At 57.9% G+C, this 12,792-nt stretch carries 11 protein-coding genes; 8 read left to right on the forward strand and 3 right to left on the reverse strand.

What is annotated here, in order from left to right; all coding sequences use genetic code 11:
- The first annotated feature begins 244 nt into the window (after positions 1-244).
- From BBDE_RS02760 to mmsB, 8 genes are all read left to right on the forward strand, one after another.
- A complete protein-coding gene (locus BBDE_RS02760; RefSeq protein WP_012901915.1) occupies positions 245-1,525 on the forward strand; it encodes an ABC transporter substrate-binding protein in 1,281 nt (426 codons plus the stop codon).
- Positions 1,526-1,596: 71 nt separating this feature from the next.
- Positions 1,597-2,592 carry a carbohydrate ABC transporter permease gene (locus BBDE_RS02765; protein WP_033489584.1) on the forward strand — a complete coding sequence of 332 codons (996 nt, stop codon included), beginning with the start codon at positions 1,597-1,599 and terminating at the stop codon, positions 2,590-2,592.
- Positions 2,589-3,491: a carbohydrate ABC transporter permease gene (locus BBDE_RS02770; protein WP_003837146.1), complete on the forward strand. Its 903-nt coding sequence runs from the start codon at positions 2,589-2,591 to the stop codon at positions 3,489-3,491. Before BBDE_RS02765 ends, BBDE_RS02770 begins: the two co-directional genes overlap by 4 nt.
- Before the next feature lie 22 nt (positions 3,492-3,513).
- Positions 3,514-5,145 (forward strand): glycoside hydrolase family 43 protein, encoded by a 1,632-nt coding sequence (locus BBDE_RS02775; protein WP_003837144.1) that lies wholly within the window; start codon positions 3,514-3,516, stop codon positions 5,143-5,145.
- Between the two features lie 131 nt (positions 5,146-5,276).
- Entirely contained in the window at positions 5,277-5,906 is a 630-nt protein-coding gene (locus BBDE_RS02780) for a sugar O-acetyltransferase (RefSeq protein ID WP_012901918.1), read from the forward strand.
- Positions 5,907-6,272: 366 nt separating this feature from the next.
- Positions 6,273-7,388 carry a substrate-binding domain-containing protein gene (locus tag BBDE_RS02785; protein WP_012901919.1) on the forward strand — a complete coding sequence of 372 codons (1,116 nt, stop codon included), beginning with the start codon at positions 6,273-6,275 and terminating at the stop codon, positions 7,386-7,388.
- A 146-nt stretch (positions 7,389-7,534) separates the two neighbouring features.
- Entirely contained in the window at positions 7,535-9,073 is a 1,539-nt protein-coding gene (locus BBDE_RS02790; RefSeq protein ID WP_206689487.1) for a sugar ABC transporter ATP-binding protein, read from the forward strand.
- A 70-nt stretch (positions 9,074-9,143) separates the two neighbouring features.
- Complete coding sequence (mmsB, locus tag BBDE_RS02795; protein ID WP_003844893.1) at positions 9,144-10,373, forward strand: multiple monosaccharide ABC transporter permease; 1,230 nt, start codon at positions 9,144-9,146, stop codon at positions 10,371-10,373.
- A 112-nt stretch (positions 10,374-10,485) separates the two neighbouring features.
- Here the strand turns inward: mmsB and BBDE_RS02800 are convergent, their stop codons facing one another.
- The 3 genes from BBDE_RS02800 to BBDE_RS02810 all read right to left on the reverse strand — a co-directional run bounded on the left by BBDE_RS02800 (position 10,486) and on the right by BBDE_RS02810 (position 12,716).
- Positions 10,486-10,815 (reverse strand): hypothetical protein, encoded by a 330-nt coding sequence (locus BBDE_RS02800; RefSeq protein WP_012901920.1) that lies wholly within the window; start codon positions 10,813-10,815, stop codon positions 10,486-10,488.
- Positions 10,816-10,839: 24 nt separating this feature from the next.
- The gene (locus BBDE_RS02805; RefSeq protein WP_003837135.1) at positions 10,840-11,094 is read right to left on the reverse strand and encodes a hypothetical protein; all 255 of its coding nucleotides are present in this window, start codon (positions 11,092-11,094) and stop codon (positions 10,840-10,842) included.
- Positions 11,095-11,195: 101 nt separating this feature from the next.
- Positions 11,196-12,716 carry a xylulokinase gene (locus BBDE_RS02810; protein ID WP_012901922.1) on the reverse strand — a complete coding sequence of 507 codons (1,521 nt, stop codon included), beginning with the start codon at positions 12,714-12,716 and terminating at the stop codon, positions 11,196-11,198.
- Positions 12,717-12,792: the final 76 nt, after the last annotated feature.

Below are 12,792 nucleotides of genomic sequence, written 5' to 3' on the forward strand. Positions count from 1 at the left end.
GTTAGTTTGGTGAGTATATTAATTTGACTCGCAATATATTATTCAATTATCCTAGTGATACAACGAAATTAAAACGAAAATTTCGAGGCAAGATGAATCAAAGGCCGATTCCATCTTTCCAAGCTGATATGCGTTGCGAACGTTTCATCAGCTGTTCGCCAATCCATCGTTGATATGCGCTTTCGAAGCTTTCGTTCTTTCGATGCCGTCAGTATCGATGGCGATTCATAACAAGGAGAAGACAATGAAGTTCAAAACCGCTGCCGCGGCCGCACTGGCCGTGGCCACCATACTGGGCATGGGAGCCTGCGGCTCCACTGATTCCAGCTCCGGAGGAAAGACCGAAATTGTGGTGTGGGAGAATTCCACCACCGGTGACGGCAAGAAGTTCTGGGAAGACGCCGCTGCCGCTTATGAGAAGAAGAATCCCAACGTTCATATCAAGATCGAAGCCATTCAGAATGAAGATATGGATGGCAAGCTCCAGACGGCCTTGCAGGATCCTGATTCGGCGCCGGACGTCTTTCTTGCACGCGGCGGTCAAAAGTTGCGTGATGTAGTTGAGGCAGGCCAGGCGATGGACCTGACCGATAAGATTTCCGATACCGTTAAGACCCAGATGAAGACGGCACTTGCCGCGGATACCATCGATGGAAAAATCTATGGTGTTCCGCAATCCGTGCTCCCCGGCGGAATCTGGTATTCCAAGGATTTGTTTGCCAAGGCCGGAATCACCGAGGTTCCGACGACTTGGAGCGAATTTGCGACGGCAGTGCAGAAACTCAAGGATGCAGGCATTACGCCGATTGCCGTAGGTGGCAAGGACGCCTGGCCCGCCGCGCATTGGTGGTACTGGTTCGCCCTTCGTGAGTGCTCGGCCGATACGTTTGAAAAGGCGCAGTCCACCAAGGATTTCAGTGATTCCTGCTGGACCAGAACGGGAGATGATGTTCAGAAGTTGCTTGATCTTGATGCATTCAATGATGGCTTTCTGACCACGTCGGCGCAACAGGGCGCAAGCTCATCCGCAGGTCTTCTTGCCAACCATATGGCTGCCATGGAGCTTATGGGAGGTTGGGAACCGGGTGTGGTCCGTGACCTCACTCCCGACAAGAAGGATATGGCGGATCTTGGGTATTTCGCTTTTCCCACCGTTGAAGGCGGACAGGGTGATCCCAGCGCGATTATGGGCGGTTCCGATGGCATGACCGTAGGCGCTTGGGCACCTGAAGAGGCTGTCGATTTCCTGAATTTCATTTCGGAGAAGGAATGGCAGGAGAAGTTCGCCAAGGCATTTGCTACGATTCCAGCTTCTAAGGAGGCGCAGGATGCGGTGACCAGTGACGCATTGAAGCAGGTTTTGTCGGTGTACGACAATGCGTCTTCGGTCTCCATGTGGCTGGACACGGTGTTCGGACAGAACATCGGCAACGCCCTTAATGAGGGTGTGGTCAACATGATGGCCGGCAAAGGCAGCGCCGAAGACATCGTCAAGGGTGTTGAGAAAGCGGCTGCCAAAGGCTGACGATATCGACCGGATGTGGGGGCTTGCCGGAAGCGGGCAGGTCCCCACGGCGCAAAGAGGAGATTCCACCCATGTCAAAGCGTTGCGATCAAAGCGGGATTCGACCGAATGGTCTGTCGGATACGGCTCGTAAGCATTTCGAGATTGGAGTGCTTTCGATTCCTGCCCTAGTGATGTTCCTCGGTTTTGTGATTCTTCCTGTGATTATGGCGGCATATTACGGCTTCTTTCGATGGAAGGGATATGGGAAGCCGCAGGTCAACGGCCAATTCGTCGGATTCGAGAATTACAAGATCATTCTCACGGATCCGAACTTTCAGGAGGCACTCGGCCATACGCTTTTCGTAGTCGTCGCTTCCTTGGTGATCCAAGGCCCCCTGGCCATTCTTTTCGCTCTCCTGCTGAACCAGAAATTTAAAGGCCGTGCTCTGATTCGGACCCTGATTTTCGTGCCATACGTCGTATCGGAAGTCATCGTTGGCACGGGTTGGAGCCTGATGCTGCAACCGACCGGCGCGGTGAATGCGGTATTGGCGAAATTCGGCATCAGCGGCGCTGATTGGATTGCCGATCCGAAGATAGCGATATGGACCCTTATGTTCATCATTTCGTGGAAATATATCGGCTTCGCCGTCATTCTCATGATTGCTGGCATGCAGTCGATCCCTGAAGACCTGTATGAGGCGGCAAAAGTCGATGGTGCCGGATTCTGGCGGCAGCAATGGAGCATTACGCTGCCTCTGCTGGGGCCGACGATTCGTATGTGGGCCTTTATGTCCATCATCGGCTCCTTGCAGTTGTTCGATCTGGTGTACATCATCTGGGGACAGTACGTGTCATCGACCGCAGGCACCTCCACAATGGCGACATACATGGTTCGAGAAGGGCGCTTGGCGAATAACTACGGATATGGTTCCGCGGTGGCTGTGGTGATTTTCGTCATTTCCTTGGTCATCGCGCTGACATATCAGCATATTGTCATGAACCGTGACCTGGATGGCGCTTTGACGGATGGCAAGCGCGGGAAACGTTCACATGGAACAATCGTAACAAGCGAGGTGGCATGAGCATGACTACCGTATCTCAAACGAGCGGCCCGAACGCTCGAGGCGATACGCACGACCCGTATGCGTTGAGGAAATCGTCAAAGACTCCCTGGGGCCATCCCATTGTGTACGTTCTATCCCTTGTATTGGTTCTGATTTGCGTGACGCCGGTAGTGTATATCATCATCGGCGGTTTCCGAACGAATTCGCAAATCACGCGCGACCCTGCAGGGATGCCGAACCCGTGGAATTTTGAAAACTATAAGACGGTGTTCGCTTCGAACACGTTCTGGAGCGAACTGGTCAACTCGCTCATCGTCTCCTTGGGAACCATGGTGGGAGTCGTGGCCCTGGCGCTCATGGTAAGCTTTGTCATCGCACGGTACCGTTTCAGGCTCAATAAGGCCTTGTATTCACTGTTTGCTGCGGGAATGATGTTTCCGATCACGGTGGCCATCACGCCGTTGTACCTCTTGCTGCGCAATCTGCACCTGATCAATAGCCACCTCGGCATTGTTCTGCCTCAGATTGCCTTCGGGCTTCCCCAGGCGATCATCATCATGGTTCCTTTTTTGAAATCGATTCCCTTGGAACTTGAGGAGGCCGCCGAACTTGATGGTTGCTCGCGACTGGGATTCTTCTTTAGGATGGTGCTGCCGCTAAGTGGCCCCGGCGTGGCTACCGTGGCCATTCTGACGTTCGTCAGTAGTTGGAATGCGTATATGTTGCCGTTGTTCCTGCTCAATGATTCGAGCAAGTATACGTTGCCGTTGGGCGTTCAGATGTTCAGTTCGCAACATTCCGTGGACACTGCTCAGGTGCTGGCGTTCACGTCGCTTTCCATGATTCCCGCCTTGATCTGCTTCACGATCTTCCAGAAGAAAATCGTCGGCGGCCTTGCCGGCGCGGTCAAGGGCTGAGAGCGAAAGGAACCCTACCATTATGCAGATTTCCAACCCCGTACTCACCGGCTTCCACGCCGATCCGTCGATGATCCGAGTCGGCGACACCTACTACATTGCCAATTCCACCTTCGAATGGTTTCCTGGCGTGCGCCTGCACGAATCCAAGGATCTGGTGCATTGGAACACATTGCCCAGCCCGTTGAGCCGCGTCAGTCAGCTTGACATGAAGGGCAATCCATCATCCGGTGGGATCTGGGCTCCCGACCTGAGCTATGCGGATGGCAGATTCTGGCTCATCTACACCGACGTGAAGGTGGTCAACGGCGCATTCAAGGACTGCGTCAACTACCTGGTCACCGCCGACGACATCCGTGGGCCGTGGAGCGATCCGATCCGCATCAACGGCGTCGGCTTCGATTCCAGCCTGTTCCACGACGATGACGGGCGCAAGTACCTTGTGCAGCAGACTTGGGATTTCCGCGAATATCATCATTCGTTCAACGGCATCACGCTTACCGAATTCGATGTGGATGCCATGCGGCTCAAGCCGGAAACGGCACGAACGATCTGGGACGGTACCGCGGTGAAGGTGGTGGAAGGCCCGCACCTGTACAGGAAGGACGGTTGGTATTACCTGTTTGCGGCCGAAGGCGGCACCCAATATGAGCATCAGGAATCCGTGGCCCGCTCGCGTACGCTCGACGACCATTCCTTCGAGGCCATGCCTGACGGTCCGTTCATCGGTAACTACGACACTCCTGACTTCTACCTGCAAAAGCAGGGACATGGTGCGCTCGTGGACACGCCATCAGGGGAGTGGTATTACGCGTCCCTATGTGGTCGCCCGTGGCGTCATGCCACCGAACCGTCGCATGGCGTGCGCGGCTGGTGCACGCTTGGGCGCGAAACCTCCATTCAAAAGGTGGAGTGGGATGAGGATGGCTGGCCTCGCGTGGTCGGAGGCCGTGCAGGTCAACGGTATGTGGACGCTCCAAAGGATGCCATTGAAACCGCGGCTCCACTAAGTCGCGACGAACATGACGAATTCGAATCCGACATGCTTGGCGTGAACTGGAACACCGTACGTGTGCCGTTCACCGAAGCCATGGGCAGGGTCGGCGGCGGCAAACTGACGTTGCGAGGACAGGGATCCCTGTGCAATGCATTCGAACAGTCGATGGTGGCCCGCCGCTGGCAGGCGTTCGACTTCGATGCCGAGACGAAGGTGCGTTTCGACCCGAACAACTACATGCAGATGGCCGGACTGACGAACTATTACGACGACCTGTGCTGGTCATGGGCGTTCGTGACCTGGGATGAGGGACGCGGAACGCGCGTCATCGAAGTGGCGCAGAACGACTTCAACCAGTACACCTCGTTCCTCAAAGACAACGCCATCGAAGTACCTCGGGATGCCGAAGCCGTATGGCTGCGCACCAAGGTACGGACGGAATACTATTCCTACGAATACTCCTTCGACGGCGAGCATTTCACTGAGATTCCGGTGCGACTGGACGCTAAGATCCTCTCTGATGATTACGTCGTGCAGCGATATGGCGGCTTCTTCACCGGAGCATTCGTCGGCCTTGCCTGCGTGGACCTGTCCGGTTACGGCTTGACGGCCGAATTCGACTACTTCGACTACAAGGAACTTCCTGACTGCGAATAGCTGTGGCTCTTTGAGGCGGCAGGCGGGGAATCGATACCTCTGCCGCCGATTCGCCAATTTGTTAGATGGTCGAAATAATATGTTGCGTGAACGCTCACAACATACGCGGGAAATGGAAGACGGGAGAGGATATGGCACGGGATGCGGAAGCGCTGATCAACTCTGACGAGGAACTGTCCAGACTGTTCGGCGGCAGGCCGACGCAGTACCGCAAGTCGAAGTCCTTGCCGAAATACACCGGTGAGGCGGCGCGTGTCTGTGCAAGGATCAATCGGATCTTCTTCGATGATCCGGGTGAGGCATACCGCCTGTTCCACGAACTCATTCCGGAGGCGGGCGAAGGCGTGGAATTCACGCCGCCGTTCACGGTCGATTACGGCATCGGGCTCAGGATTGGCCGCGACACGTTCATCAACAAGGATTTCATGATTTGCGGCGGTGGCTATGTGACCATTGGCGAGAACTGCCTGATTGGTCCGCGCTGCACCATCGCCACCCCAAACCACGCCAAGGATGCCGCCACCCGCCTGGCCGGTTGGGAGTGCGCCTCGCCAGTCACCATCGGCAGCAACGTGTGGTTCGGCGCAAACGTGACCGTGACGCCGGGCGTGACCATCGGCTCGAACTCCATCATCGGCGCCGGTTCCGTGGTGACGCATGACATTCCCGAAAATTCCATAGCCGTGGGTAATCCGGCCCGCGTGATCCGTGAGATTCCCGATCATGATCCCGCCTTCCGTGAGGTCGAAGGCATCATCTGACGTAGGAGTGGGGCGGAGGCTTCATGGTCAAGAGGGGTGCAAGGGCGGTATGTTGTCATATCCGCTCCATGTCGGCGTGTTGCGATATTCGTAAAGTTTGCGCACTGATAAATATTTGAAAGGTATGAAACAGAAGATTGATATCGCTACTTTTGCAATGAGATAGCTGTTACTGAATCGCCGCTTAGTAAGTTAGATGAGTGCACTAAATTATGCCGGAATTTCGCCGTTTCCGATGGAAATGGCGAAACAATATGTTTAATCAATGAACTAAGTGCTAGAATTGTTACTAGACCACATGAAAGAACATGTGGTTCTCAAGGAAGAGAAATCGCAAGATTCAGTTTCATCGGTGAAAGGAATCTCATGAACAAGTGGACCAAGGCCATCGCTGCCGTTGCCGCAACCGCAATGCTCATCCCTCTGACTGCCTGTGGAAGTTCCCGCAGCAGCAACTCCGGCTCCAGCTCATCCAAAGACGCTTCCGATGTGAACATCGGCATTTCCATGCCGGAGCAGATGCTCGAGCGTTGGAAGATCGACGGTTCCAACCTGAAGAAGCAGCTTGAAGGCTACGGCTACAAGGTCACCCTGCAGTATGCGGATGGCAAGACCGATCTGCAGACCTCCCAGATTCAGAACATGGCCAACAACGGCATGGATTACGTGGTCGTCGCATCCATCGATGGCACCTCCACCGGCGCGGCCTGCGAGCAGGCCCAGTCCAACGGCGCGAAGATCATCGCCTACGATCGCCTGATCATGAATACCGACGCCGTCGACTACTACGCCACCTTCTCGCTTGAGGAAGTCGGCAAGATGCAGGGCGAATACATCGAAAAGGCCCTCGGCCTCAAGGACGGCAAGAAGGGGCCGTTCAACGTCGAGCTCATGGCCGGTTCCCCGACCGACAACAACGCGGGTTACTACTTCAAGGGCGCATGGTCCGTGCTCGGCAAGTACTACAAGTCCGGCGTGCTGCAGGCCAAGTCCGGCAAGGTTCCTGCCGACGAGACCGAATGGCAGTCCATCGGCATCGACAACTGGGATCGTCAGAAGGCCCAGAACGAAATGGAGAACCGCATCAACTCCTTCTACAACGACGGCACCAAGCTTGACGCGGTCCTCGCCCAGAACGACGCCGAGGCCCTCGGTACCGTGAACGCCGTCGAGGGCGCAGGCTGGGACTACTACCCGGTCATCACCGGTCAGGACGCCGAGAAGGCCAACGTTCAGGCCATCGTCAAGGGCAAGCAGTCCGAAACCGTGTACAAGGACACCCGCGAGCTGGCCAAGGCCACCGCGCAGATGATCAAGGACCTGGTCGACGGCAAGGAGCCGGAAGCCAAGGACACCTTCAACAACGGCACCAAGGATGTGCCGACCCAGCTGCTGACCCCGGTCTCCGTCGACAAGACCAACCTGAAGGAGGTTCTCGTGGACGGCGGTTACATCTCCGCCAAGGATGCGGGACTCGAGTAGCGGATCCTTACGGAACAAGGCGAGCGCCGCGCCTGCACCGCGCCGGAGCGGCGCTCTCGTGTTCCCCGAAAGTCAGTAAGCAATCGTGAAGCAATGACGCAACGGAGGAGGTTGCTGTGGCTACCAATAATGACGTGATTCTGCAGATGAATCATATCGTCAAGCGTTTCGGCCCGGTCACTGCGCTCAAGGATGTGAATATCACCGTGAAACGTGGCCAGATATTCTCCATCTGCGGCGAAAACGGCGCCGGCAAATCGACGTTGATGAACGTGCTGTCGGGCGTGTATCCGTACGGCACCTATGAAGGCGATATCGTCTACGACGGCGAGACCTGCAAATTCAAGACCATTCGCGATTCCGAAAGCAAGGGTATCGTGATTATCCATCAGGAACTTGCCCTGGTGCCGTATATGTCGATCCAAGAGAACATCTTCCTGGGCAATCAGATCAAGAAGGGCATCGCCATCGACACCGACGCCCAGCGCAAGGAAGCCCTGCGCGTGATGAATCTGGTGGGACTCAACGAAAACCCGGACACCCTGATCGCCAACATCGGCGTCGGCAAGCAACAGCTCGTCGAAATCGCCAAGGCCTTGACCAAGGATGTGCGGCTGCTCATTCTCGACGAGCCGACCGCGGCCCTGAATGATGAGGATTCCTTCAAACTGCTCGACCTGATCGATCAGTTGCGCAAGGAACACGGCATCACCGCCATCATCATCTCGCACAAGCTCAATGAGATCGCGGCCTCCGCCGATGCGGTGCAGGTCATTCGAGATGGCCAGACCATCAGCCATATCGACATCGACGCCGAACATCCACTCGACCAGGATGCGTTGATCCGCGACATGGTCGGCCGTCCGCTAACCAACCGCTATCCGGACCACCAGTCGCATATCGGCGCCGAGATGTTCCGCATCGAGAACTGGAGGTGCCACCATCCGCTCGACGAGAACCGTCTCGTGTCCAAGGACGTGTGCATGAACGTACGCAAGGGCGAGATCGTGGGCGTCGCGGGCCTTGTCGGTGCCGGGCGCACCGAAACCATGATGAGCATGTTCGGCCACCAGTACGGAACCCACGCCACCGGCACACTGTATCTGGAAGGCAAGGAAGTGCACTTCCCGTCCGTGCGCAGCGCCATCGACAACGGTGTGGCGTACGCCACCGAGGACCGCAAGGTCTACGGCCTGAACCTTATGGATACCATCCGCGGCAACACTTCGCTGGCCAGCCTCAAGGCACTGAGCAGGTTCGGGGTGATCGATGAGACCCAGGAGAAGAAGGTCGCCGAAAAGTACCGCACCGAATTCCGCACCAAGGCGCCGACCATCGAAATGCCCTCGGGTAACCTCTCCGGAGGCAACCAGCAGAAGGTCGTGCTTGCGAAGTGGGTGGCCACCAATCCCAAGGTGCTGATTCTCGACGAACCGACGCGAGGCATCGACGTCGGCGCGAAATACGACATCTACGAGATCATCGACCAGCTTGCCGACGCGGGTTCGGCCGTGATCGTGGTCAGTTCGGAACTGCCGGAACTGCTCGGCATCTGCGACCGCATCTACACGATGTGCAACGGTACGATCACCGCCAATGTGGATGCCAAGAGCACCAATCAGGAGGAGCTGATGCGCTACATGACCGCCGAGGTTCCGATCGATCCGAGCAAGGTATACGCCTGAAAGCCTGAAATCCTCAAGTCCAATGACGGGCTTGAACCGTGACTTGAACCGTGAAAGGAAACGCATTCAAATGTCAGCTGCAAATTCCGCCGCCGTCAAGAAGGGCGACGACAAGGTAGAAACCCAGTCCCTCAAGGAGCTGCTGCTCGGTAACGCTCGCTCCTACGGCATCTTCTTCGCGCTGGTTGTGGTGATCATCGTATTCCAGATCCTCACCGGCGGCCGCCTGCTCAATCCGAACAACGTGGTCGCGCTGTTCCAGCAGAACGCCTACGTGCTCATCGCCGCGATAGGTATGCTGATGGTCATCATCGCCACCCACATCGATCTGTCCGTCGGCTCGGTGGTCGCCTTCATCGGCGGCGTCGGCGCACTGGCCATGAAGAATTGGGGTCTGAACTGGTTCCTCGCCATCGTGCTGATGATCGTCATCGGTCTGGCCATCGGCGCATGGCACGGCTTCTGGGTCGCCTACGTCGGCGTTCCGGGCTTCGTCACCACCTTGGGCGGCATGCTGATCTTCCGTGGCCTCGCCACCGTCGTCGCCGGCGAATCCATTCCGGTCTCCGATCCGACCTTCCGCGCCATCTCCAAGGATTACCTGCCGAACGTCCTCGGATTCTGGGGAGACTTCTCCAGCAACGCAATCATCGTGGGAGTCGTCGCCATCGTGCTCGTCATCTGGATGCAGTTGCACAAGCGCAACAATGCCATCAAGAACGGCCTTCCGGTCCAGCCGATGAGCTTCGTGGTTCTCAAGCTGGTCATCGCCGTCGCGGCAATCGCCTACGTGACCTACCTGCTGGCCTGCTCCGGCAACGCCACCCAAGGCGGCATCCCGATCGTGATGCTCATCATCGGCGTGCTCATCGGCGTGTACTGGTTCGCACTGAACCGCACCGTCTACGGCCGTAACGTCTACGCCGTCGGCGGCAACCGCAAGGCGGCCATCCTTTCCGGCATCGACACCAAGGCGACCGATTTCAAGATCTTCCTGAACATGGGCTTCCTGACCTCCATCGCAGCCGTCATCACCCTGTCCCGACTGGCATCCGCAACCGCGCAGACCGGTATGGAGTTTGAGATGGACGCCATCGCGGCCTGCTTCATCGGCGGCACTGCGGTCACCGGCGGCATCGGCACCATCCCGGGCGCCATGGTCGGCGCTCTGATCATGGGCGTGCTGAACCAGGGCCTGTCCATCATGGGCGTTGACGCAGCCTGGGTCAAGACCATCAAGGGCCTGGTCGTGATCGCGGCTGTGGCCTACGATCTGGTCAGCAAACGCAAGAAGGGCTGATTCCTCCTCCGCAAGGCGTCGTCCCTCCTCTTGGAGGGGCGGCGCCTCTTTCGTTGCGTCCATAGGCAAATGAACAACCGCAACCCGTATGGATTGCGGTTTGCCGTTTTTTTTACTTGCGCCTGCGTTGTTTGGATTTCTTCGGCTCATAAGGCTTGAGAAAATCCCATTTGGAAACAAGGAAATTATGTACCGGTGGGATCTTGCCGATGCCGAAGCCTGCGAAAATGCCGCCAAGCATCGTCCATGTGGCCAGATCCTGTCCGGAGAACAGCAGCACGATGTACACGATGGCGATGATGAAGCACAGCAGTGAAGAGACGCGGCGTTGCCGTTCGGTCATCTTGCTGTTTTGCATCGGCATTGCGCCCAACAGCAGGCCCGAGGCCAGGCAGATTATGCCAAGCACCACGGCCATGGCGATGGATAGCGGAGAAGTCATCAACATTCCTTTCGTTACCTGACATCACTCGGCATCGTCGGAGGATTCGTCGGATTCCTCGGATTTGCTTTCATCATGCTGACGGCCTTGCGCAATCCATAGTTGCGCCGCGTTGAAGCCGGTATACAGCACCGCCACGGCGATGCAGATGATCAGGATGATGCTGGGGGCGGTCGTCAGCGTGCCGTCCTTCAGCGCGGAGGTGACGGACTGCGCCAGCCAGGCGATGCATGCGATGCAGGTCAGTGCGTAAAGCCTCATACGGAAGCCGTCGTTCATATTCCACCCGTCTTTCGAGTATATGTGCCGATGATAGTCGAAACGGGACGGTACGTCAGGTACCGTCCCGTTTCGAATGTGCGTCGTGTGCGTTCGGAGGATCAGCCGCGGGCCTTGGCGTAGGCCTCATAGACGGCTGGGGTCGGCTCGCCGGTTTCGACGCCGTCGATGGTGAGCTTCCATGCCGGTGGCTCGGTTTCGCCGGACAGCACCCAGGCGGCCTGGCGTGCGGCGCCGATGGCCACGTACTCGTCGGTGGCCGGGCGGGTCACGTCCATGCCGAAGATACTTGGGGCGAGCGTGCGAATGGCCTCGGATTTCGCGCCGCCACCGATAAGCAGGATGCGCTTGATCTCGGCGCCGAGGGAACGGATGAGCTCCAGGCAGTCACGCTGGGAGCACAGCAGGCCTTCGACGAAGGCGCGCGCCATGTTCTCCTTGGTGGTGTTGGCCAATGTCAGACCGGAAAGGGTGGCGGTCGCGTCCGGACGGTTCGGGGTGCGTTCGCCGTCGAAATACGGTACCAGGGTGATGCCGCCGGCCCCCGGTTCGGAGGCGAAGGCCAGCTTGGCCAGCTCGTCGTAGTCCACGCCGAGGGCTGCGCGGCCGGCATCGAGAATGCGGGAGCCGTTGATGGTGCAGGCGAGCGGCAGGTAATGGCCGGTGCAGTCGGCAAAGCCCGAGACGGCACCCGTCAGATCGTAGGTCGGGTTTTCGGAGATGGCTGCGGCCACGCCGGAGGTGCCGAGGGATACGGATACGTCACCGACCGCCATGCCCAGTCCCAGCGAAGCCATGGCGTTGTCGCCGCCGCCCGGTGCGATCAGGCATCCGCCGTCGACGTCTCCGCCTGCGATTGCGGGGGAGGCCTTGACTGCCGCCGCGTCGCGCGGTCCCAATACGGTCGGCAGGACGATGGCGTCGGCATGCGCCTTGGCGGATTGATCGCCTTCGGCCGGCTCGAGCACCATGGCGATCAGGTCGCGGCGGTATTCGCCGGAGGCGGCATCGTAATAGATGGTGCCGGAAGCGTCGGAACGGTCGGTGAACAGGGCGTCGAGATGGGCGTCCTCACCCTCGGCGACCGGGCCGTAGCCAGCGATGCGCCAGCTCAGCCAGTCGTGAGGCAGACAGACGGCCGCGATCTTCTTGGCGTTCTCAGGTTCGTTTTCCGCAACCCAGGCCACCTTGGTCAGCGTGTAGGAGGCGACGGGGGAGGAGCCGACGGCCTTGACCCAGCGTTGCTTGCCTCGGGCGATTGGATCTTCCGGTTCGCCGTCGACGGCCGGGGCGGCGCCCATCTTTTCGATCAGGGCGGCGGCCTGCGGAGCGGAGCTTACGTCGTTCCACAGCATGGCGTCACGAATCACGTTGCCCTGCCTGTCCAGAATCACCATGCCATGCTGCTGTCCGCCGACGGCCAAGGCTTCGACGTCATCCAGTCCGCCGGCCTGTTCCGCGGCCTGAAGGAACGCATCCCACCAATACGAAGGGTCGATGGATGTGCCGTTTGGGTGCTTCGCCTGACCGAAACGCACCAGCTCTCCGGTTTCGGCGTCGGTCACGCGCACCTTGCAGGATTGGGTCGAGGTATCGACGCCGGCCACGAGTTTTCTGGTCATTATGCCTCCTTGCCGTGAGCCGTGCGTCATTGGACACGGACGTCGGCCACGCTCTATTAGTTAGATGAATGAACTA

It is taken from the genome of Bifidobacterium dentium JCM 1195 = DSM 20436 (assembly GCF_001042595.1).
Taxonomy (GTDB): Bacteria; Actinomycetota; Actinomycetes; order Actinomycetales; family Bifidobacteriaceae; genus Bifidobacterium; species Bifidobacterium dentium.